Below are 21,867 nucleotides of genomic sequence, written 5' to 3' on the forward strand. Positions count from 1 at the left end.
GCTCGAGAACAGCGCCTCTCGCACCCGGTCGGTGGTCGGGCGCGTCATGGGGCCGGACGGCGTCGACAGCCGCCGTCCTCCCGCGCTCCCGCCGATGATGCGGGTCATGGAGGGACGATAGTGCCAGGGCGTTCCCTAGGAGACTGCTGAACAATCGCGCGGCGCCTGCGCCGCGATAGCCGCACGTTGGCTGTGTTGCCGCCCCTCGAAAGGCGCCCAGCCTGCCTTCGGGACGGACGCCTTGCCATCGCACGACTCTCGCGACGCAGGCATCCACGCCCTTGTTCAGCAGACTCCTAAGGATCACCCAGGAGGGAGAACGCCCCGCCCGGACCGAAGGCCACCGCGGTGAACCGCGCTCCGATGAGCCGGTGCGCGTCGCCGTCGGGGTGCAGGTTGTCGGGCAGCGGGAACCGCTCGTGGTCGGCCTCGCCGAAGAGGGCGAGCCCGTCGAGGTAGTGGATCGCGGGGTCGGTCCGGGCGCGCTCGGCCACGATTCGGGCGAGCTCGGCACGGATCACCTGCAGCGTGAGCTTCCCGGCCGGCACCTCCGCGGGGTCGCCCAGCGCGACGAAGCGGACCAGCCCCTGCGCGAGCGCCTCCGGGTCCACGGCGCCCGGGCCGGGCGTCTCCTCGTGCATGGGGCACAGCAGCGGCGAGACGACCAGCAGCGGCGCGTCGGGGTGGCCGTCGCGGATCGCGTCGAGGAAGCCGTGCACGGCCGGCCCGAACGCCCGGAGGCGCATCAGGTCGTGGTTGGTGAGGTTGATGCCGATCTTGACGCTGACCAGGTCGGCGGGGGTGTCGCGCATCGCCCGGGCGGTGAAGGGGTCGAGCAGCGCGTTGCCGCTGAGCCCGAGGTTGACCAGGTCGACCCCGCCCGCCCTGGCGGCCAGCCCGGTCCAGGTGCTGCTCGGGCTGTCGGCGTTCGAGCCGTGGCTGATCGAGCTGCCGTGGTGCAGCCAGACCCGGCCTCCGCCGCTCACCGCCCGGACGGGCGCGTCGGTCCGGAGCGCGCCCAGGTGGGTGGTCTCGCTCCACGGCAGCCAGAGCTCGACGGTCTTGTTGCGGGCCGGCAGCCCGGTGAACCGGACGGTGCCGGCCGGACCGCTCCGGGTCCGCGTCGTACCGGTCGACACGTCGGTCTCCACCACGTCGCCGCCGGTGAGCGTCACCTGCCCCGAGAGCTCGCCGTCCACCAGCAGGTCCCACGGGCAGTCCGGCCGGAGCGGCAGGTCGGTATAGCCGTAGAGCACCCGGTGCGCGTCGAGCTCGACCTCGGTGGCCTCGGTGGCGAAGACGAGGCGCACGCCGGCGGGCTGCGACTCGGCCTGGCGTACCTGGTCGTCGGCCTGGTCGCGCGCCCGCGCCGGCAGCCGGTGGGGGAGCACGCCGTACGCCGTCGGCTCGAGCTCGCAGGCTCCGCGCACGAGCTCGCCGGTGATCGGTGTCGACAGCACACCTCCACCTTGGCAGGCGTGTCTGCGCCGATCGCGGCCCCGTCGCGGTTAGCGTTCCGTACGAACACCTGTTCGGACAGTCCGACGACGGAGAGGCTTCCCCATGCGCGTGCTCGGCATCGACCCCGGGCTGACCAGGTGTGGGGTCGGCGTGGTCGAGGGGGAGACCGGGCGGCCGCTTCGGCTGGTCGACGTGGGCGTGGTGCGCACCTCGTCGGACCTGCCGATCGCCGAGCGGCTGGTCAGCATCGACCGGGCGCTGGACGCCTGGATCGAGGAGCACCGGCCAGACGTGGTCGCGGTGGAGCGGGTCTTCGCACGGTCCGACGTGAGCACCGTGATGGGCACCGCCCAGGCCAGCGGGATCGCGCTGGCGTGCGCGGCCCGACGCGGGCTGACCGTCGCCCTGCACACCCCGAGCGAGGTCAAGGCGGCGGTGTCTGGCAACGGCCGGGCCGACAAGGCCCAGGTCGGAGCGATGGTGACCCGGATCCTGCGGCTCGACCGCACCCCGAGCCCCGCGGACGCCGCCGACGCGCTGGCGCTCGCGATCACCCACATCTGGCGCGGCGGCGCCCAGGCCCGGATCGAGGCGGCGATGGCCAAGGCAGGAGCGACCCGGTGATCGCGTTCGTGAAGGGCCACGTGGCCCAGGTGACGCTGTCCAGCGCGGTGCTGGAGGTCGGGGGAGTCGGGCTCGAGCTGATGTGCACCCCGGGCACGCTGGCCACGCTGCGCACCGGCCAGGTCGCGACGCTGCCGACGAGCATGGTGGTGCGCGAGGACTCCATGACGCTGTTCGGCTTCCTCGACGAGGACGAGAAGGCCGTCTTCGAGCTCGTCCAGACCGCGAGCGGAGTGGGGCCCAAGCTGGCCCAGGCCATGCTCGCGGTGCTCAGTCCGGACAGCCTGCGGGTTGCGGTGGCCGGTGACGACGTCAAGACGCTGACCAAGGTGCCGGGCATCGGGCAGAAGGTCGCGCAGCGGATCATCCTCGAGCTCAAGGACCGGCTCGGCGCCCCGGTCGGCACGGTCAGCCCGCCGTCGGTCCGTGGCCACGACGCGTGGCGCGACCAGGTCCACCAGGGGCTGACCGGCCTCGGCTGGCCGGCTCGCGAGGCGGACCGGGCCGTGGAGCAGGTCGCCGACCAGGCGGGAGACAGCCCCGACGTCGGCGCCCTGCTGCGCGCGGCCCTCCAGACGCTGAGCCGGACATGATGGGCCGGACATGATGGGCCGGACATGAGCAGCCTCCACTCCGACCTGACCGCTCCCGACGCCGAGGCCGACGAGCGGGCGATCGAGGCCGCGCTCCGGCCGCGCACGCTCGACGAGGTGGTCGGCCAGCAGCGGGTCCGCGACCAGCTCGGGCTCGTCCTCGAGGCCGCCGGGCTGCGCGAGCGGGCCCCTGACCACGTGCTGCTCTCCGGCCCGCCCGGGCTTGGCAAGACCACCCTGGCGATGATCATCGCCGCCGAGGTCGGGGTGCCGCTGCGGGTCACCAGCGGCCCGGCCCTCACCCACGCCGGAGATCTGGCCGCAATCCTGTCCGGCCTCAACGAGGGCGACGTGCTCTTCGTCGACGAGATCCACCGGATGTCCCGGTCGGCCGAGGAGATGCTCTACCTCGCCATGGAGGACTTCCGGGTCGACGTCGTGATCGGCAAGGGGCCGGGGGCCACCGCGATCCCGCTGGAGATCCCGCCGTTCACGCTGGTCGGCGCCACGACGCGGGCCGGGCTGCTGCCCGGGCCGCTGCGCGACCGGTTCGGGTTCACCGGTCACCTCGAGTTCTACGACGCCGCCGAGCTGGAGCTGATCGTGCACCGGTCGGCCGGGCTGCTCGGCGTACCGACCAGTCCCGACGGCGCCGCCGAGATCGCCTCCCGCTCCCGCGGCACCCCGCGGATCGCCAACCGCCTGCTGCGCCGGGTGCGCGACTACGCGCAGGTCCGCGCCGACGGCACGGTCACCCTCGACGTGGCCCACGCGGCGCTGGACCTCTACGAGGTCGACGAGATCGGCCTGGACCGGCTCGACCGGGCGGTTCTCGACGCGCTGTGCCGGCGGTTCGGGGGCGGGCCCGTCGGACTGAGCACCCTCGCGGTCGCCGTCGGCGAGGAGCGCGAGACCGTCGAGGAGGTCGCCGAGCCGTTCCTGGTCCGGCAGGGGTTCCTAGCCCGTACGCCGCGGGGCCGGGTCGCCACCCGGGCCGCCTGGCACCACCTCGGACTGACGCCGCCGGCCACGGAGGACCCCACGCTGTTCGGGGAGTGAGCGGCTTCGTGACCGGAGCGTGATCCGCGCCTCACCGCCGATGCGGCGATCATTGGCCGCCGCCGTAGACTTCCCCCTCGTGCAAAGTGTGTCCCCGGTGCTGTTCATCCTCGCGATAGCACTCCTCCTCTGGCTGCTCCTGGTGCGGCCACAGGCCCGCCGCCAGCGGGAACTCAGGCACATGCAGTCCACGTTGGAGGTTGGTGACGAGGTGATGCTCACCTCAGGTGTCTTCGGCACCGTCCGTGGCCTCGAGGACGACGTGGCACAGGTCGAGATCGCCGAGGGCGTGACCATCAAGGTCGCCCGCGGAGCGGTCGGACGGATGGTCCACGAGGTAGCGGCTCCGTCCGACGCGGCCGAAGTCGACAATGGCGAAGTCTCCGAGGAGAACTGAGAATGGCACGCAAGACCGCGCGGCCCGGACGCACCCTCGTGGTGTTCTTCCTCGGGCTGGCGATCGCCTTCGGGCTGGTGGCCCTGGCCGGCAACTGGAAGCCCGAGCTCGGCCTGGACCTCCAGGGCGGCACCAGCATCCGGCTGACGCCGAAGGGGAACCCCTCCGCCGAGTCGCTCGACGAGGCCCGCAGCATCATCGACCAGCGCGTCAACGGCTCCGGTGTCTCCGAGGCCGAGGTGACGGTGGAGGGCAACCGCTACATCGTCGTCGACATCCCCGGCGAGAGCCGGCGCGACCTGGTCGAGACGGTCAAGCGCCAGGCGCAGCTGAGGTTCCGGCTGGTCGCCTGCTCCGACTCCGACCCCAGCCGGTGCCAGACCGGTGCCGCCACCCAGCAGAACCCGACGGCCCCCGACACGAGCTCCGGGACCGGCGTCGAGGCGCCGACCGCGGCGCCCACCGACGGCGCCACCACCGGCGGCAGCAACCGGGCCCCGGCCAGCTACAGCAAGGCCAAGAAGCCCAAGGCGGCCGCGACCGAGTCGCCGTCGGCCACGCCGACTGACGCTGCCACGGACACGGCCACGGACACGCCCACCGACACGCCCACCGACACGGCCACGGACACCGCCTCGCCGGGCGCGGAGGCCACGCCGACCAGTGCCCCGGTCATCCCGAGCCCGCCCGGCGGCAAGGACGTCGACGACCCGCTGAAGTGGATCGACGCTCCCAACCAGGAGGCGATCGACGCCTTCAACAACTTCACCTGCCCGCAGGACGGCACGCCGGTCAACGTCGAGGACGACCCCAAGAAGCCGCTGGTCACCTGCGAGTGGGACCCGGAGACCAAGCAGGCCCAGAAGTACCTCCTCTCCGCGGCGATGATCGAGGGCCAGGACCTCGACTCGGCCAGCGCCCAGATCCCCCAGAACCAGGTCAACTACGTCGTCGCGCTCGACTTCAACGGCACTGGCACCGACGCGTTCAGCAAGATCTCCGAGGCGCTGGTCTGCCCGAGCGGCACCGTCCCCCCGTGCCGTCAGTTCGCGGTCGTGCTGGACGGCCAGGTGCTCTCGGCGCCGACCATGAACTCGCTGATCACCAACGGCCAGGCGCAGATCGAGGGCAACTTCACCGAGACCTCCGCCAAGAGCCTCGCGACCAGCCTGAAGTACGGCGCGCTGCCGGTCACGTTCTCCGACTTCAGCGTCGAGACCGTCGGCCCGTCGCTGGCCGGTGACCAGCTCAGCGCAGGCATCAAGGCAGGCATCATCGGCCTGCTGCTGGTGATGCTCTACTGCCTGATCTACTACCGCGGCCTCGGCATCGTGGTCGTCGGCTCGCTGGTCGTCGCCGGGCTGACGACGTACGCGATGGTGCTCCTGCTGTCGAAGACCGCGGGCTTCACGCTGACCCTGCCCGGCATCGCCGGACTGATCGTCGCGGTCGGCATCACCGCCGACTCCTTCATCGTCTACTTCGAGCGAATAAGGGACGAGATGCGCGACGGGAAATCCATGCGGGTCGCCGTGGAGGCCGGCTGGGTCCGGGCGCGGGCGACCTGTCTGGCCGCCGACAGCGTCTCGCTGCTCGCCGCGATCGTGCTCTACATCTTCGCGGCCGGCGTGGTCCGGGGCTTCGCGTTCGCGCTGGGACTGTCGACGATCATCGACATCGTGGTGTTCTTCTGGTTCACCAAGCCACTGGTGTCGGTGCTGGCCCGCCTGCACTTCTTCAACAGCGGCGGACGGTGGTCCGGACTCAGCGCGGAGACGCTCGGCGTGGACAAGATCGCCGCCGACCGACCCCGGGCGGTGGTCGGCGCCACCCGGGCCACCCGCTCCACGACTGCCGAGGGAGGCAGGGCCTGATGGGCAGGATCAGCAGGCTGGGCAACAGCCTCTACACCGGCGAGCGCTCGATCGACTTCGTCGGCCGCAGGTGGCTCTGGTATGCCATCTCGGCCGCGATCGTCGTGATCGCGATCCTCGGGCTCGCGACCAAGGGTCTCAACTACGGGATCGAGTTCACCGGCGGCACCCAGTACAAGGTCACGATCGCCGACGGTGCCACCCAGGAGCAGGCCGACGACATCCGCGAGGCGATCGGTGGCCTGGGCATCCCCAACGCCGACGCGCCCGTGGTGTCGACGTCGGGCCAGAACTCCATCCTGATCCAGGTCGAGGAGCTCAGCAACGCCGAGAGCGTCAAGGTCAACCAGACCATCCAGGACACCCTGGGCGTGACCCAGCAGGACATCTCCCAGGACCAGATCGGCGCCAGCTGGGGTGACGAGGTCAAGAACCGCGCCCTCACCGGTCTGGTCGTCTTCCTGATCCTCGTCGTGCTCTTCATCTGGGCCTACTTCCGCGAGTGGAAGATGTCGGCCGCGGCCATCGTGGCCCTCGCTCACGACGTCGTCATCACCGTGGGCGTCTACGCGCTGTCCGGCTTCGAAGTGACGCCGGCCACCGTGACCGGCCTGCTGACGATCCTCGGCTTCTCGCTCTACGACACCGTCGTGGTCTTCGACAAGATCCGCGAGAACACCAAGAACCTGCGGGCCAACCGGACGACGTACGCCGCGGCGGCCAACCTTGCGGTCAACCAGACCCTGGTCCGTTCGATCAACACCTCGCTGGTGGCGCTGATCCCGGTCGGGGCGATCCTCTACGTCAGCGCGGTCCAGCTGGGCGCCAGCTCGCTCAAGGACCTCGCGCTCGCGCTGTTCGTCGGCATGGCGGCCGGCACCTACTCCTCGATCTTCATCGCGACGCCGCTGCTGGTCCACATCAAGTCCAACGAGACCGAGATCGTCATGGCCGAGCGCCGGGCGAAGGCGCGTGCGCGGCGCGAGGCCGACCGCTACGCCTCGGTGCCGGCGTTCACCGAGGACATGCCGATCGGGTCCGACCCCGACACCGGACCGGGCCGCGGTGGGGTGCTGGTCGAGGAGCGCGACGACTTCGACGACGACGACTTCGACGAGCCGGGCGAGGAGGTCGGGCCCCGCCGCCCGGCTCCCGCCCCGGAGGCGATGGGGCGCGGCCGCACCGTGCCCACCTCGCAGCGGCCCGTCGGCCGCAGCTCGGCGTCCGGACGGCAGCAGCCGACCCGGCAGCCGAAGTCGAAGCGCAAGTAGCCTTCGGCCATGACCGACGCTGCACTGGAGGCGCTGCAGCGCCTGGTCGTCGACGTACCCGACTTCCCCGAGCCCGGGGTCGTGTTCAAGGACATCACCCCGATGCTGGCCGACCACTCCGCCTTCACCGCGGTCATCGACGCGCTCGCGACGGCCGGCCGCGACGGGTCCGGCACCACCGTGGTGGACAAGGTCGTCGGGATGGAGGCGCGAGGCTTCATCCTGGCCGCGCCGGTGGCGCTCGCGCTCGGCGCCGGCTTCGTGCCGGTCCGCAAGGTCGGCAAGCTGCCCCGCGAGACCCACGCGGTCTCCTACGCGCTCGAGTACGGCCAGGCGACCCTCGAGCTGCACAGCGACGCGATCTCGCCGGGGGAGCGGGTGCTCCTGGTCGACGACGTGCTGGCCACCGGAGGCACCGTGGCCGCCACCCAGCAGCTGGTCGAGTCGTGCGGAGGTGTCGCGGTCGGCGTCGCCGTCCTCCTGGAGCTGAGCTTCCTGCCGGGCCGGGCCACCATCGGTGACCTGCCGCTGCACGTCCTCCGGACCGTCTGAGGCTGTGTTTCGAGACGGCTCGCGCAGCCCCGAGCAAGCTCGGGTCTGCGCCGAGCCTCCTCAACCTCTTCACTGATCGGGGTCCGAGCAAGCTCGAACCCCGGGCTCGGACGTAGGCTGGGTGGGTGACCGAGGAGCGCACCGAGGAGCGCACCGCCCCGGCCGCCGCCCCTGCTGAGGAAGCCCCCAAGCCCACCGAGCGGCTCCGGACGCGGCGCAACCAGGCGCGCGCCGAGGAGCGCGGCGAGGGCAGCACGACGAGCCCCGGTCCGGCGACCACCCGGTCGATGCGTGCCCGCCTCGCTCGGGTCGCCACCCGCACCCAGCCCGGCAACCCGGTGCTCGACTCGCTGTTCCGCGCCGTGCGGGCCAACCATCCGAAGGCGGACCTGGCGCTGCTCGAGCGCGCCTACACCACGGCCGCCGAGATGCACGGCAGCCAGATGCGCAAGAGCGGCGACCCCTACATCACCCACCCGCTCGCCGTGACCACGATCCTCGCCGACATCGGCATGACCGAGCCGACGCTGGTCGCGTCGCTCCTGCACGACACCGTCGAGGACACGCCGTACACGCTGGAGCAGGTCAAGGCGGACTTCGGCGAGGAGGTGGCCCGGCTCGTCGACGGCGTGACGAAGCTCGACAAGGTCAAGTACGGCGACTCCGCGCAGGCCGAGACCATCCGCAAGATGATCGTCGCGATGTCGCGCGACATCAGGGTGCTGGTCATCAAGCTCGCCGACCGGCTGCACAACATGCGGACCCTCCGCTACGTCCGCCAGGAGACCCAGGAGCGGGTGGCCCGCGAGACGCTCGACATCTACGCTCCGCTGGCCCACCGGCTGGGCATGAACACGATCAAGTGGGAGCTCGAGGACCTCGCGTTCGCGACGCTGCACCCGAAGATCTACGACGAGATCGTGCGGATGGTCGCCGAGCGGGCGCCGTCACGGGACCAGTTCCTGGCCGAGGTGATCACCGAGGTCGAGAAGGACCTGCGCGAGGCCAAGATCAAGGCGACGGTCACCGGCCGGCCGAAGCACTACTACTCGATCTACCAGAAGATGATCGTCGGGGGCCGCGACTTCTCCGACATCTACGACCTGGTCGGCATCCGCATCCTGGTGGAGGACGACCGCGACTGCTACTCGGTCCTCGGCGTGATCCATTCGCGCTGGAACCCGGTCCTGAACCGGTTCAAGGACTACGTCGCGATGCCGAAGTTCAACATGTACCAGTCGCTGCACACGACGGTGATCGGGCCGCAGGGCAAGCCGGTGGAGATGCAGATCCGCACCTTCGCGATGCACCGCCGGGCGGAGTACGGCGTCGCGGCGCACTGGAAGTACAAGGAGGACGGCCGGGCCGGCATCGACACCGACAAGCTCGGCGACGTCGACGACATGAACTGGGTCCGCCAGCTGCTCGACTGGCAGAGCGACGTCGAGGACCCCGGTGAGTTCCTCGAGTCGCTGCGGTTCGAGATCAACCGCGCGGAGACCTATGTGTTCACCCCGCGCGGCGACGTGATCGCCCTGCCGTCGGGCGCGACGCCGGTGGACTTCGCCTACGCCGTCCACACCGAGGTCGGGCACCGCACCATCGGTGCGCGGGTGAACGGCCGGCTGGTCCCGCTCGAGTCGACGCTCGAGAACGGCGACGTGGTCGAGGTGTTCACCTCGAAGGCGCCGAACGCCGGCCCGTCGCGCGACTGGCTGACCTTCGTCAAGTCGCCGCGGGCGCGCTCGAAGATCCGCCAGTGGTTCACCAAGGAGCGGCGCGAGGAGGCGATCGAGCAGGGCAAGGAGCAGATCGCCAAGCTGATGCGCAAGGAGGGGCTGCCGCTGAAGCGGCTGATGTCCCACGAGTCGCTGATGCTCGCCGCCGCCCACTTCAAGATCGCCGACGTCTCGGCCCTCTACGCGGCGGTCGGCGAGGGGAACCTGTCGGCCCAGGCCGTCGTACGCCGGGTCATCGCGGAGCACGGCGGCGCCGAGGCTGCCTCGGAGGACCTGGCCGAGGCCGTCACGATCACCGGCCGCCGCGGTCGCGCGAAGTCGACCAGCGGCGGCGACGCGGGCGTCATCGTCAAGGGCGCGCCGGACGTGTGGGTGAAGCTCGCGAAGTGCTGCACCCCGGTGCCGCCCGACGAGATCCTCGGCTTCGTCACCAAGGGGGGCGGGGTCTCGGTGCACCGCACCGACTGCACCAACGCCGCGGAGCTGCGGACCCACCCGGAGAAGCTGCTCGAGGTCGAGTGGGCGCCGACCGGCCAGTCGACGTTCCTGGTCAACATCCAGGTCGAGGCGCTCGACCGCGCCCGGCTGCTCGCCGACATCACCATGGTGCTGTCCGACGCGCACGTGAACATCCTCAGCGCCAACCTGCAGACCACCCGCAACCGGGTGGCCAAGAGCCGGTTCACCTTCGAGATGGCCGAGGCCAAGCACCTCGACAACGTGCTCAAGGCCGTGCGCTCGGTCCCCGGCGTCTTCGACGCCTACCGCGTCACCCAGTGAACCGCTGGCTCCTGCTCGGTGGCGCGATCGTCACCGAGGTCACCGGGACCCTTGCGCTGCGCGGTGCACTCGACCACCCGGGGCTCTACGCCGTCACCGTGGTCGGTGAGGTCACCTCGTTCTTCCTCCTGGTCAAGGTGCTGCAGGCCGGGATGCCGCTGGGGGTGGCCTACGGCATCTGGAGCGCGCTCGGTGTCGCCGCGACCGCGGTGCTGTCGGCGTTCCTCTTCGACGAGGCGTTCAGCGCGGTGATGGTGCTGGGGCTGGCGCTGATCGTGGGCGGGGTCGTGCTGGTCGAGAACGGCTCCCGCGAGCAGGAGCCCGGCTGATGGCGTGGCTCTACCTCTCCCTCGCGATCCTGGTCGAGGTCGCCTCGACGCTGTCGTTGCGGGTGGCCTCCGCCGGCCGGCGTGGCTGGTACGCCGTCGTCGTCCCCGGCTACGTCGCGGCGTTCGTCCTCCTCGCCCTGGCCCTCCACGAAGGAATGGGCATCGGGGTCGCCTACGGCATCTGGACCGCCGTCGGCGTGGCCCTCACCGCCGTCCTCAGCCACCTCCTCTTCGCCGAGTCCCTCACCCGCACCATGGCCCTCGGCATCCTCCTCATCGCCGCCGGCGTCCTCCTCCTCGAGGCCGGTTGATTCCGGACTTGCGCCGGTTGATTCGGGAGTTGCGCCGCTTGATTCGGGACTTGCGCCGGTTGACTCCGGACTTCCGCCGCTCGACCGAACAGACGGAACTCCGGAGTCAACCGGCCGGAACCACCGAGTCAACCGGCGGAACCACCGAATCAACGTGCCGGTCAGCCGGAGTAGTCCGCGGAGACGCGGCGGGCCATGTCGAGGAAGGACTGGCGGGAGGCGAGGTTCTCCTCGAGCTCCTTGACCTTCTTCTCATTGCCGGCCTCGCGGGCCTTGGTGAGGTCGGCCTCGACCTGGGCGATCGCGGACTCGAGCTGGGTGACCATGTCGTCGGCGCGGGCGGACTTCTCGGGGTCGGAACGGCGCCACTGCTCGGCCTCGACGGAGCGGACGGCCTCCTCGACCGCGCGCATCCGGCCCTCGAGCTCCTTGATCCGCTCGCGGGGCACCTTGCCGGCGGCCTCCCACCGCTCGGCCAGCGAGCGCAAGGCGCGCTTGGCCGCGTCGAGGTCGGTCACCGGGAGCAGCGCGTCGGCCTCGACGAGGATCTGCTCCTTCACCTCGGCGTTGGCGGCGTACTCGGCGTCGAGGGCGGCGTTGGTCGCGTCGCGCGCTCCGAAGAAGGTGTCCTGGGCGGCCCGGAACCGCCGCCACAGCTGGTCGTCGACGTCCTTGGGGGCCGGGCCGGCGGCCTTCCACTGCCGCATCAGGTCCCGGTAGCGCCCCGCGGTCGGGCCCCACTCGGTCGAGTCGGCCAGCGACTCGGCCTCGGTGACCAGCCGCTCCTTGACGGCGCGGGCCGCTTCGCGCTTCTCGTTCTGCTCGGCGAAGTGCACCTTCCGGCGCCGGGTGTACGACGTCCGCGCGCCGGAGAACCGGCGCCACAACGCGTCGTCGCTCGCGCGGTCGATCCGGGGGAGCGCCTTCCACTCGTCGAGCAGGACCCGCAGCCGGTTCGCGCCCGCTCGCCAGTCGGAGCCCTCCGCGATCTTCTCGGCCTCGGCGACCAGCTTCTCCTTGGCCTCCTTGGCCTCCGCGGCCTTCTGTGCCCGCTCCGCCTTGCGCGCCTCGCGCTGCTCGTCGATGACCGGGCGCAGCTCCTCGAGGCGCCTGATCAGCGAGGCCAGGTCACCGACGGCGTTCGCGCCCTCGACCTGTGCCGAGACGGTCTTGACCGACTCGAGTGCCTCCTCGGGCGACATCACGCCGGACCGGATCCGCTGCACGAGCAGCTCGACCTCGAACGAGAGCGCGTCGAACCGCTCGGTGAAGAACGCCAGGGCCTCGTCGGGGGTGCCGGCGGGGTACTGACCCACCGAGCGCTCCCCCTCGGCCGTGCGGACGAAGACGTTCCCGTCCGCGTCGACGCGACCCCACTCGTGGACCGACCCCTGGCTCATCACTGCGGCATGGTAGTCAACGCGCGTGAGGTGGCCACGTCCCGGCCGCATCCGATGCACGGCTGTGACCTGGGGGAGCGGGCTGGACAGCCCGTCCGGCTGCGCGCCGCGATGACCGCGCGCTCCCACCCCACCGAACCGCTCGCTGCGCTCGCGCTTCCGCGGGGACCCCGGAAAGATTGGCGGCGTTGCCGAGGCTCGAAAGGCGACCAGCCTGCCATCGCGACGGCGCCTTGCCATCACACGCCCCTCGCGACGCTCGCTGCGAACGCCCTGTCCAGCCCGCTCCCCTCGCTCGATAGGGTTGGCCGGTGCTGATCGCCGCCTTCCCCGCTGGTCCGTGGGGGACCAACTGCTACGTCGTGGCGACGGCTCCCGGCACCGAGTGCGTGGTCATCGACCCCGGGATGGACGCCACCGAGGGCATCGCCCGCGTCGTGGAGGAGCACCGGCTCAAGCCCGTCAGCGTGCTGGTCACCCACGGCCACGTCGACCACATGTTCTGCGTGGCGCCGGTGGCCGGTGGGTACGACGCCACCGCCTGGATCCACCCCGGCGACCGGCACCTGCTCACCGACCCGCTCGCGGGCATGTCCCCCGAGAGCGCCCGCATGATGCTCGGCGGCGACTACACGTGGGAGGAGCCGGACGACGTCCGCGAGCTGGCCGACCTGCAGGAGCTCGAGCTGGCCGGCGTGCGGTTCGTCGTCGACCACACCCCGGGCCACACGCAGGGGTCGGTGACCTTCCGGACGCCCTACCCGGACCGGGAAGAGGTCTCGGAGGTGATGTTCTCCGGCGACCTGCTCTTCGCGGGGTCGATCGGCCGCACCGACCTGCCCGGCGGCGACCATCCGACGATGCTGCACAGCCTGGCCAGCAAGGTGCTGCCGCTGGCTGACGACATCGTCGTCCTTCCCGGCCACGGCGAGCAGACCACCATCGGCCGCGAGCGTGCCACCAACCCGTTCCTGCAGGACCTCCCGTCCCTTCGCTGAGAGCCCCGATGTCCGAGAAGCCCACCCCGCTGAGCGGGTTCCCCGAGCTGCTGCCCGAGCACCGCGCCGTCGAGCGCCAGGTGATCGCGAGCATGTCGCGCACCTTCGAGCTGCACGGCTTCGCCAACATTGAGACCCGGGCCGTCGAGCCCATCGAGCGGCTCTCGAAGGGCGGCGAGATCGACAAGGAGATCTATGTGCTCCGCCGGCTGCAGGGAGACGACTCCACCGCCGGCGACTCGGGACCCAGCCGTCAGCTGGGGCTGCACTTCGACCTCACCGTCCCGTTCGCGCGGTATGTCCTCGAGCACAGCGGCAAGCTGGAGTTCCCGTTCCGGCGCTACCAGATCCAGCCCGCGTGGCGCGGCGAGCGGCCGCAGGAGGGTCGCTACCGGCAGTTCACCCAGGTCGACATCGACGTCATCGGCCGTGACGAGCTGGCCTTCCACCACGACGTCGAGGTGGTCCGGGTGATGGCCGAGGCGCTCGCGCCCCTGCCGCTGCCGCCGCTGTCCATCCAGGTCAACAACCGCAAGCTGATCCAGGGCTTCTACCGCGGTCTCGGCATCGCCGACGTCACCGGCGCCATTCGCACCATCGACAAGCTCGACAAGCTCCCCCGCGAGGAGGTGGCGCGGCTGCTCGTCGACGACGCCGGCGCCACGACCGATCAGGCCGAGCGCTGCCTCGAGCTGGCCACGATCCGCGTCCAGGACACCTCGTTCGTCGACCGGGTCCGGTCCCTGGGGGTCGAGGACGAGCTGCTGGACACCGGGCTGCGCGAGCTCGCCGCGGTCGTCGAAGGCTGTGCCGAGGCGGTCACCGACCGGGTCACGGTCGAGGCCAACCTGCGCATCGCCCGCGGGCTCGACTACTACACCGGCACGGTCCTCGAGATCTTCATGGCGGGCTACGAGCGGCTCAAGTCGGTCGCCGGGGGCGGCCGCTACGACGCGCTGGCCACCGACGGCCGGACGACGTACCCGGGGGTCGGCATCAGCTTCGGCATCTCCCGCACGCTGGTCCCGTTGTTCAACGACGGCGTCCTCGCACCGGGCCCCAAGGTGCCGAGCACCGTCCTGGTCGCGCTGGTCGACGAGGAGTCGCGCCCCGCCAGCGAGGCGATCGCGAGCGCGCTCCGCCGTCGGGGCATCGCGACCGAGGTGGCCGCGAGCGCGCAGAAGTTCGGCAAGCAGATCCGGTACGCCGAGCGCCGGGGCATCCCCTACGTCTGGTTCCCCGACACCGGAACCGGCGCCAGTGCCGGCACCGGCGAGGTCAAGGACATCCGCAGCGGCGACCAGGTCGCCGCCGACCCCACCACCTGGACTCCCAAGGAGGCAGACCCCTCGTGATCCGCACCCACGACGCCGGCTCGCTGCGTGCCGAGCACGCCGGCCAGACCGTCACGCTCGCCGGCTGGGTGGCCCGTCGCCGCGACCACGGCGGCGTCACCTTCATCGACCTGCGCGAGGCCAGCGGGGTCGTCCAGGTCGTCGTCCGCGACGAGGCGGTCGCCCACCAGCTCCGCAACGAGTACTGCATCAAGGTGACCGGCGAGGTCGGCCTGCGGCCCGAGGGCAACGCCAACCCCGAGCTGCCCACCGGGGAGGTCGAGGTGGTCGCGGCCGAGCTCGACGTCCTGAGCGCGGCCGCACCACTGCCGTTCCCGATCGACGATCACGTCGACGTGGGGGAGGAGGTGCGGCTGAAGTACCGCTACCTCGACCTGCGCCGTACGGCCCCCAACCACGCCATCCGGCTGCGCAGCCGGGTCAACAAGGCGGCCCGCGACGTGCTCGACGGTCACGGCTTCGTCGAGGTCGAGACGCCGACGCTGACCCGGTCCACGCCGGAGGGCGCCCGCGACTTCCTGGTCCCGGCCAGGCTGCGGCCGGGCAGCTGGTATGCCCTCCCGCAGAGCCCGCAGCTGTTCAAGCAGCTGCTGATGGTCGCCGGCCTCGAGCGCTACTACCAGATCGCGCGCTGCTACCGCGACGAGGACTTCCGTGCCGACCGGCAGCCGGAGTTCACCCAGCTCGACATCGAGATGAGCTTCGTCGAGCAGGACGACGTCCTGGCGATCGCCGAGGACGTCCTCGAGGCCCTGTGGCAGCTCGTCGGCTACGACCTCCCGCGCCCGCTGCCGCGGATGACCTACGCCGAGGCGATGGCCCGCTACGGCACCGACAAGCCCGATCTGCGGATGGGGCTGGAGCTGGTCGAGTGCACTGACTACTTCAAGGACACGCCGTTCCGGGTCTTCCAGGCGCCGTACGTCGGCGCGGTGGTCATGCCCGGCGGCGCCAGCCAGCCGCGCAAGCAGCTCGACGCCTGGCAGGAGTGGGCCAAGCAGCGCGGTGCGCGTGGCCTGGCCTACGTCCTCGTCCAGGAGGACGGCGAGCTCGGCGGACCGGTGGCCAAGAACCTCTCCGACGAGGAGAAGGCGGGGCTGGCGGCGTACGTCGGCGCCGAGCCCGGTGACTGCGTCTTCTTCGCCGCGGGCCTCCCCAAGCCGAGCCGCGCGCTGCTCGGTGCGGCGAGGCTCGAGATCGGCCGGCGTGGAGGGCTCATCGACGAGGACGCGTGGAGCTTCCTCTGGGTCGTCGACGCGCCGCTGTTCGAGCCTGCCGACGAGGCGACCGCGGCGGGTGAGGTTGCGGTCGGCGGCGGCGCCTGGACCGCGGTCCACCACGCCTTCACCTCGCCGCAGGACCTCGAGACCTTCGACCGGGATCCCGGCAACGCGCTCGCCTGGGCCTATGACGTGGTCTGCAACGGCAACGAGATCGGCGGCGGCTCGATCCGTATCCACCGGGAGGACATCCAGGAGCGGGTCTTCGCGGTGATGGGCCTCGACGAGGCCGAGGCCCGCGAGAAGTTCGGCTTCCTCCTCGACGCGTTCACCTTCGGCGCACCACCGCACGGCGGCATCGCCTTCGGCTGGGACCGGATCACCGCGCTGCTCGCCCGGACCGACTCGATCCGTGAGGTGATCGCGTTCCCGAAGTCCGGCGGGGGAGTCGACCCGCTCACCGCAGCCCCGGCGCCGATCACTGCCGAGCAACGCAAGGAAGCCGGTGTGGACGCCGCTCCGACGGAGGATCTTCCGGAGGACGCCGTCGACGGCTGAAGGTTCTCGCGCGCTCCGAGACCCATTTGTTATGCGGCTGTGCCCCTGATGGGTATGTCAACTGGTTTACAGTCATCCGCGGTTCCCCGCATGACCCGGACGGGGACACCCCTCCGGAGGTGCCCGTGTCCCTTGACGCCCGTGGGGAGGTCTTCTCCGATGAGCAGACCCCGCCGCTCGTCCACGACGAGGCGCTCGAGGGCACCGGGACCATCAAGCAGATCGCGGGCAAGTCGCCGACCCAGATCGCGCTCAGCCGGCTTCGCCACGACAAGGTCGCTGTCACCTGCTCCGCGGTCCTGGTGTTCCTGGTCCTGCTCGCGCTCTTCGCACCGCTGATCACCCGGGCCTTCGACATCTACTGGGACATCTCCGACCCCAACGCACCCGAGGTCAGCGACGTCCTCGACTTCGACGGCTACCCCAAGATCGGGCCCCCGTTCCACCCCTTCACCTGGGCCCACCCGCTCGGCGTCGCGCCGCGGTTGGGCTACGACAACCTCGCCTACCTCCTCTACGGGCTGCGTACGTCGCTCCTCGTCGCGCTGGCCGCGACGATCGCATCGACGATCATCGGCGTCTCGCTCGGCCTGATGGCCGGCTTCTCCCGCGGCTGGCTCGACCGGGTCATCTCGTTCGTGACCGACGTGTTCCTCGCCTTCCCCTACCTGCTGGGGATGCTGGCCCTGGCCCCGATCATCGTCTCGCGGTTCACCACCGACCTCGACGCGCTGGCCAGGGCCCAGCTGATCACGCTGATCAGCATCCTCGTGCTGTTCGGCTGGATGGGGCTGACCCGGTTGATCCGGGGTCAGGTGCTCTCCCTGAGGGAGCGCGAGTTCATCCTGGCCGCCGAGGTGATCGGCGTGCCGACGCGCAAGATCCTCTTCAAGGAGCTGCTGCCCAACCTGGTGGCGCCCATCGTGGTGTCGATCTCGCTCTACCTGCCCGGCTTCGTCGCGGCGGAGGCCGGGCTCTCCTTCCTGGGGCTGGGTCTCACCGGCACGCCCTCGCTGGGCAAGATGGTCGCGGACGCGACCCCCTACTACGCGGACTACGGGCTCTACCTGTGGCTCCCGGTCGGCGCGATCACGCTGCTGACGCTTTCCCTGAACCTCCTCGGTGACTCGGTGCGCGACGCGTTCGACCCCAGGAGTCGTCGTTGACGGACGTCGACGACGTGGCTGTGGCAGTTCCAACGAAAGGTGAAAAGGCAATGCGCCTGAAGAGATCGGCGGTGGCTGTGGCCACAGCCAGCCTCCTCGCACTCGCCGCCTGTGGCGGCGGCGGCGACGATGACAAGGGCAGTGGCGGCGATGCGTCGAGCACCGTCGACACCGAGAACCTCGGCAACACCGGCAACGGCATGGACCCGACCCGGCAGGGTCCGGTGACCATCGACGGCGCCAAGGCGGGCGGGACGGTCACGCTCCTGACCTCCACGGGTTGGACCACGCCGATCGACCCGACGGACCTCTACTACACCGACACCAACGCGATCATGTCCTCGCTGGTGACCCGAGCGCTGACGCAGTACGACTATGACGAGGACAGCGGCCAGATGATCCTGGTGCCGGACCTCGCGACCGACCTCGGTCAGCACAACGACGACTACACCGAGTGGACGTTCACGATCCGTGACGGCGCCAAGTGGGAGACCGGCGCGCCGGTCACCGCGGACGAGGTCGCCTTCGGCATTCAGCGCTCCATGGACGGCAAGACGTTCCCGAACGGGCCCGGCCTCTACTACAGCAACCCCTACTTCCTCGGCGGCGAGGACTACAAGGGTCCCTACACCGACCCCAACGGCCAGCAGCAGGCGGTCTCGGTCGACGGCAACAAGGTCATCGTCAAGATGGCCAAGCCGTTCCCCGACTTCCCCTACTACGCGTCCTTCCCGGCGATGGGTCCGATCCCGACCGACCCGGCGGTCAACGACCCGGCGAAGTACGCCCAGCACCCGCTGTCGACGGGCCCGTACAAGATTGAGCAGTACACGATCGGCAAGTCGCTCACCCTGGTCCGCAACGACCAGTGGGACCCGGCCACCGACCCGGCCCGCACCGCCTACCCGGACAGCTACGTGGTCAAGGCCGGTGGGCAGGAGGCCCAGAACGACCAGATCCTGCTGGCCGACTCCGGTGCCGGCAAGACGACGATCAACTACAGCGACGTCCTGGCCCAGAACTACCGGAAGATGAACGACACCGGCCGCCTGGTCGTGGGTGGCTCGCCGTGCACCTACTTCTACGCGCTCGACCAGCGCCAGATGCCGGACAAGTCCATCGCCGAGGCGCTGACCTGGGCGATCCCCTACAACGACCAGATCGTGGCCAGCGGCCTGATCCCGGGCGTCAACGCGATCGCGACCCAGAACGTCATGCCTCCGGGCATCCCGGGCCGCGAGCCCTACGACCCGGTCGAGGGCCACGGTCCCTTCCAGACCGACCCGGCCAAGGCCAAGCAGATCCTGACCGACTCCGGTCACCTGGGCTTCGAGATCAAGTTCCTGTTCGCGACCGACTCAGACACCTCCGTGGCGAGCAAGGACACCCTGCTCAAGGGGCTCGAGGCGGCCGGCTTCAAGGCGACACCGGTGGCCTCGACGAACGCGAAGTTCGTCGCGGACCGTGACGACGTCAACGGCGACATCAACCTGCGGTCCTACGGCTGGTGCTCGGACTGGCCGTCGGGCTCGACCTGGGTCCCGACGCTCTTCGAGTCGACCGACCTCAACGAGGTGGGCTTCGGAACCAACGAGTCGGCCTTCAACAACCCGGAGATCGACCAGAAGATCAGCGACGTCTTCACCCTCCCGGCCGACGAGCAGCCCAAGGCCTGGAACGACCTGGAGAAGGAGATCATGACCACCTACATGCCGGTGGTCCCGCGCTACTACACGGGAGTGGCGATCGCGCACGGGTCCCAGATCGAGGGGATGAGCGTCGACAACACCCTCGGTATGCCGACCTTCCGCGACATCTGGGTCAACGCCGGCTGATCGACACGGCTCGGCACCACCCGTAAGTCCCTGGACAGCGGGGCGGGCACGCCGCCCGCCCCGCTGTCCCGGGGAAAGACCCAGATCCAGACGGAGGACTAGTGCCCCCCACCCGACGAGCGCACGACGATTCGCGCCCCCGGCACGCACCTCGCGTCGTTGGCGTCGCTCGAAAGACGTCCAGCCTGCCTTCGCTCCGCCGCCTTGCGATGCGCGCACCGGGAGCACGACTTGTCGCACGATCGTCGGGTGGGGGGCACTAGCAATGTTCGGCTACATCGTGCGCCGGCTCATCTCGGCGTTCCTGGTCGTCGTCCTGACGTCCATGATCGTCTTCGTCCTGTTCTTCAAGGGGCCCACCAACCCAGCCCAGCCGCTGTGCGACCTCAACGGCAAGTGCACCCCCGAGAAGCTGGCGATCCTCACCGAGCAGCTCGGGCTCAACGACTCGATCGTCCACCAGTACGGCGTCTTCGTGCGCGGCCTGTTCCAGGACCGCGAGATCGACTTCGGCGCGACCTACCACTGCGACGCGCCCTGCCTCGGCATCTCCTACCGCACCCGCAACGAGGTGACCGACGAGCTGCTGCAGAAGTTCCCGGCCACGCTCTCGATCGCGATCGGCGGCTCGATGATCTACCTGTCCCTCGGCGTCTTCCTCGGCACCATCGCGGCACGAAAACGAGGGACCCTCGTCGACAGGGGGCTGGTGACGTTCAGCGTCCTGGTCTCCGCGATCCCCTACTACGTCATCGCACTGCTCGTGTGGATCTACGTCTCGCTGCAGTGGAAGCTGATCGAGGACACGTCCTATACGCCGCTCACACAAGATCCCGTGGCGTGGTTCACCGGACTGGCGCTGCCGTGGCTGACCATCGGACTCACGTCCTCGACCTCCTACGCGCGCTACTCGCGCGGGCAGATGATCGAGACCCTGGGCGAGGACTACGTGCGCACGGCGGTGGCCAAGGGCTCCTCGGAGCGACGCGTGGTCGTCCGCCACGCGCTGCGCGCGGCGATCGTGCCGATCATCACGATCTTCGGCCTCGACTTCGCCTTCCTGCTGACCGGCACCGTCTTCACCGAGCAGATCTTCCAGATCGACGGGATCGGCCGGTGGGGCATCCAGGCACTGCGGTCGCCGGTGGACTTCCCGGTGGTCGCTGCCACCGTGCTCGTGGCGGCGGTGGTCATCGTCATCGCCAACCTCGTCGTCGACCTGCTCTACGCCGTCATCGACCCGCGGGTCCGGCTCGCATGATCACCCTACGAAAGCGCCCGGAGGGAGCGCTCCGCGCGGAGGGCGAACGCTTCCGCAGAGACCTCGGTAGAGCATGACCACCACCACCGACACCGGCGCCCTCGGCTTCGGGCGGCCGGCCACAGAGGAGGAGCCCTTCCTCGTCGTCGACGACCTCACCGTCCAGTTCCCCACTCACGACGGCCTCGTGCAGGCGGTCACCGGGCTGAGCTACTCGGTGCGCAAAGGCCAGACGCTCGGCATCGTCGGGGAGTCCGGCTCTGGCAAGTCGGTCTCGTCGATGGCCGTGCTCGGCCTGCACAACCCGCAGTCGACGCGGCTGGCCGGCTCGATCCGGGTCGGCGGCACCGAGGTGATCGGCGCCGACCAGCAGACGCTACGGGCGCTGCGCGGCAACGACGTGGCGATGATCTTCCAGGACCCGCTCACCGCGCTGCACCCCTTCTACAGCGTGGGGCGCCAGATCGCCGAGGCGATGCGACTGCACAACAACGTGTCCAAGGCCGTGGCCAGGCGGAGGGCGATCGACATGCTCGACCGGGTCGGGATCCCGCAGCCGGACCGTCGCGTCGACGACTTCCCGCACCAGTTCTCCGGTGGCATGCGGCAGCGGGCCATGATCGCGATGGCGCTGGTCAACAACCCGCAGCTGCTGATCGCCGACGAGCCGACGACGGCACTCGACGTGACGGTGCAGGCCCAGATCCTCGACCTGCTTCAAGACCTCCAGCGCGAGTTCGGCTCGGCGATCGTCATGATCACCCACGACCTCGGCGTGATCGCGGAGATGGCCGACGAGGTCCTTGTGATGTACGGCGGCCGGGCAGTGGAGACGGGCCCGACGAAGCTGATCCTCACGCACCCCGAGATGCCCTACACCTGGGGCCTGCTCTCGAGCGTGCCCGAGGTGACCTCGGACACCGACGCCCGGCTGATCCCGATCCCGGGCAACCCGCCGAGCCTGCTCAACCCGCCGTCCGGCTGCGCGTTCCACCCGCGCTGCCCGCACGTCTCGAAGGTGCCCGGCGACCTGTGCCGCACCGTCCAGCCCGACCTCGTGCCCGGCCACCAGGGCCTGGGCCAC

Annotated in this window: 20 protein-coding genes; 17 read left to right on the forward strand and 3 right to left on the reverse strand. The window is 70.4% G+C overall.

Going from position 1 to position 21,867, the window contains the following annotated elements:
- Positions 1 to 108 (reverse strand): RsmD family RNA methyltransferase (locus VFV89_RS04160; RefSeq protein ID WP_329704660.1); only part of this gene is annotated, 108 nt, incomplete at its 3' end.
- A 188-nt stretch (positions 109 to 296) separates the two neighbouring features.
- Complete coding sequence (locus VFV89_RS04165; protein WP_329704642.1) at positions 297 to 1,460, reverse strand: GDSL-type esterase/lipase family protein; 1,164 nt, start codon at positions 1,458 to 1,460, stop codon at positions 297 to 299.
- 103 nt (positions 1,461 to 1,563) lie between these two features.
- Here VFV89_RS04165 and ruvC point away from each other — a divergent pair, with 103 nt between their 5' ends.
- From ruvC to VFV89_RS04215, 10 genes are all read left to right on the forward strand, one after another.
- Complete coding sequence (gene ruvC / locus VFV89_RS04170) at positions 1,564 to 2,085, forward strand: crossover junction endodeoxyribonuclease RuvC (RefSeq protein WP_329704643.1); 522 nt, start codon at positions 1,564 to 1,566, stop codon at positions 2,083 to 2,085.
- Positions 2,082 to 2,678 carry a Holliday junction branch migration protein RuvA gene (ruvA, locus tag VFV89_RS04175; RefSeq protein WP_329704644.1) on the forward strand — a complete coding sequence of 199 codons (597 nt, stop codon included), beginning with the start codon at positions 2,082 to 2,084 and terminating at the stop codon, positions 2,676 to 2,678. The genes ruvC and ruvA overlap by 4 nt, the downstream gene beginning before the upstream one ends.
- A gap of 24 nt (positions 2,679 to 2,702) precedes the next feature.
- Complete coding sequence (gene ruvB / locus VFV89_RS04180) at positions 2,703 to 3,737, forward strand: Holliday junction branch migration DNA helicase RuvB (protein ID WP_329704645.1); 1,035 nt, start codon at positions 2,703 to 2,705, stop codon at positions 3,735 to 3,737.
- 79 nt (positions 3,738 to 3,816) lie between these two features.
- A complete protein-coding gene (gene yajC / locus VFV89_RS04185) occupies positions 3,817 to 4,134 on the forward strand; it encodes a preprotein translocase subunit YajC (RefSeq protein WP_329704646.1) in 318 nt (105 codons plus the stop codon).
- Between the two features lie 2 nt (positions 4,135 to 4,136).
- Positions 4,137 to 6,008 carry a protein translocase subunit SecD gene (secD, locus tag VFV89_RS04190; protein WP_329704647.1) on the forward strand — a complete coding sequence of 624 codons (1,872 nt, stop codon included), beginning with the start codon at positions 4,137 to 4,139 and terminating at the stop codon, positions 6,006 to 6,008.
- Positions 6,008 to 7,279 carry a protein translocase subunit SecF gene (secF, locus tag VFV89_RS04195; protein ID WP_329704648.1) on the forward strand — a complete coding sequence of 424 codons (1,272 nt, stop codon included), beginning with the start codon at positions 6,008 to 6,010 and terminating at the stop codon, positions 7,277 to 7,279. Before secD ends, secF begins: the two co-directional genes overlap by 1 nt.
- A gap of 9 nt (positions 7,280 to 7,288) precedes the next feature.
- Entirely contained in the window at positions 7,289 to 7,831 is a 543-nt protein-coding gene (locus tag VFV89_RS04200) for an adenine phosphoribosyltransferase (RefSeq protein WP_329704649.1), read from the forward strand.
- Positions 7,832 to 8,118: 287 nt separating this feature from the next.
- On the forward strand, positions 8,119 to 10,350 hold the full coding sequence (locus VFV89_RS04205) for a bifunctional (p)ppGpp synthetase/guanosine-3',5'-bis(diphosphate) 3'-pyrophosphohydrolase (protein ID WP_329704661.1): 2,232 nt from the start codon (positions 8,119 to 8,121) through the stop codon (positions 10,348 to 10,350).
- Positions 10,347 to 10,679 carry a DMT family transporter gene (locus VFV89_RS04210; RefSeq protein ID WP_329704650.1) on the forward strand — a complete coding sequence of 111 codons (333 nt, stop codon included), beginning with the start codon at positions 10,347 to 10,349 and terminating at the stop codon, positions 10,677 to 10,679. The genes VFV89_RS04205 and VFV89_RS04210 overlap by 4 nt, the downstream gene beginning before the upstream one ends.
- Positions 10,679 to 10,990, forward strand: coding sequence for a DMT family transporter (locus VFV89_RS04215; protein WP_329704651.1), 312 nt, complete (start codon positions 10,679 to 10,681; stop codon positions 10,988 to 10,990). Before VFV89_RS04210 ends, VFV89_RS04215 begins: the two co-directional genes overlap by 1 nt.
- Before the next feature lie 161 nt (positions 10,991 to 11,151).
- On the opposite strand, the gene VFV89_RS04220 is transcribed toward VFV89_RS04215, so the two are convergent.
- On the reverse strand, positions 11,152 to 12,390 hold the full coding sequence (locus tag VFV89_RS04220; protein WP_329704652.1) for a DUF349 domain-containing protein: 1,239 nt from the start codon (positions 12,388 to 12,390) through the stop codon (positions 11,152 to 11,154).
- Positions 12,391 to 12,701: 311 nt separating this feature from the next.
- Here VFV89_RS04220 and VFV89_RS04225 point away from each other — a divergent pair, with 311 nt between their 5' ends.
- From VFV89_RS04225 to VFV89_RS04255, 7 genes are all read left to right on the forward strand, one after another.
- A complete protein-coding gene (locus tag VFV89_RS04225; RefSeq protein ID WP_329704653.1) occupies positions 12,702 to 13,388 on the forward strand; it encodes an MBL fold metallo-hydrolase in 687 nt (228 codons plus the stop codon).
- A gap of 8 nt (positions 13,389 to 13,396) precedes the next feature.
- Positions 13,397 to 14,743: a histidine--tRNA ligase gene (gene hisS, locus VFV89_RS04230; RefSeq protein WP_329704654.1), complete on the forward strand. Its 1,347-nt coding sequence runs from the start codon at positions 13,397 to 13,399 to the stop codon at positions 14,741 to 14,743.
- A complete protein-coding gene (gene aspS, locus VFV89_RS04235) occupies positions 14,740 to 16,521 on the forward strand; it encodes an aspartate--tRNA ligase (RefSeq protein WP_329704655.1) in 1,782 nt (593 codons plus the stop codon). The genes hisS and aspS overlap by 4 nt, the downstream gene beginning before the upstream one ends.
- 125 nt (positions 16,522 to 16,646) lie before the next feature.
- Positions 16,647 to 17,687: an ABC transporter permease gene (locus VFV89_RS04240; RefSeq protein ID WP_329704656.1), complete on the forward strand. Its 1,041-nt coding sequence runs from the start codon at positions 16,647 to 16,649 to the stop codon at positions 17,685 to 17,687.
- 71 nt (positions 17,688 to 17,758) lie between these two features.
- Positions 17,759 to 19,522 (forward strand): ABC transporter substrate-binding protein, encoded by a 1,764-nt coding sequence (locus VFV89_RS04245; protein ID WP_329704657.1) that lies wholly within the window; start codon positions 17,759 to 17,761, stop codon positions 19,520 to 19,522.
- A 265-nt stretch (positions 19,523 to 19,787) separates the two neighbouring features.
- The gene (locus VFV89_RS04250; RefSeq protein WP_329704658.1) at positions 19,788 to 20,783 is read left to right on the forward strand and encodes an ABC transporter permease; all 996 of its coding nucleotides are present in this window, start codon (positions 19,788 to 19,790) and stop codon (positions 20,781 to 20,783) included.
- 73 nt (positions 20,784 to 20,856) lie between these two features.
- On the forward strand, positions 20,857 to 21,867 hold a 1,011-nt coding region (locus VFV89_RS04255; protein WP_329704659.1), incomplete at its 3' end, for an ABC transporter ATP-binding protein.

The sequence above is a fragment of the Nocardioides sp. genome (assembly GCF_036274455.1).
GTDB lineage: Bacteria > Actinomycetota > Actinomycetes > Propionibacteriales > Nocardioidaceae > Nocardioides.

Excerpts from the sequence above, each read along its gene's own strand:
- ruvC (WP_329704643.1), top strand. The coding sequence starts at position 1,564 with ATGCGCGTGCTCGGCATCGACCCCGGGCTGACCAGGTGTGGGGTCGGC.
- ruvB (WP_329704645.1), top strand. The coding sequence starts at position 2,703 with ATGAGCAGCCTCCACTCCGACCTGACCGCTCCCGACGCCGAGGCCGAC.
- secD (WP_329704647.1), top strand. The coding sequence starts at position 4,137 with ATGGCACGCAAGACCGCGCGGCCCGGACGCACCCTCGTGGTGTTCTTC.
- secF (WP_329704648.1), top strand. The coding sequence starts at position 6,008 with ATGGGCAGGATCAGCAGGCTGGGCAACAGCCTCTACACCGGCGAGCGC.
- VFV89_RS04200 (WP_329704649.1), top strand. The coding sequence starts at position 7,289 with ATGACCGACGCTGCACTGGAGGCGCTGCAGCGCCTGGTCGTCGACGTA.
- VFV89_RS04205 (WP_329704661.1), top strand. The coding sequence starts at position 8,119 with ATGCGTGCCCGCCTCGCTCGGGTCGCCACCCGCACCCAGCCCGGCAAC.
- VFV89_RS04215 (WP_329704651.1), top strand. The coding sequence starts at position 10,679 with ATGGCGTGGCTCTACCTCTCCCTCGCGATCCTGGTCGAGGTCGCCTCG.
- VFV89_RS04220 (WP_329704652.1), bottom strand. The coding sequence starts at position 12,390 with ATGAGCCAGGGGTCGGTCCACGAGTGGGGTCGCGTCGACGCGGACGGG.
- hisS (WP_329704654.1), top strand. The coding sequence starts at position 13,397 with ATGTCCGAGAAGCCCACCCCGCTGAGCGGGTTCCCCGAGCTGCTGCCC.
- VFV89_RS04250 (WP_329704658.1), top strand. The coding sequence starts at position 19,788 with ATGTTCGGCTACATCGTGCGCCGGCTCATCTCGGCGTTCCTGGTCGTC.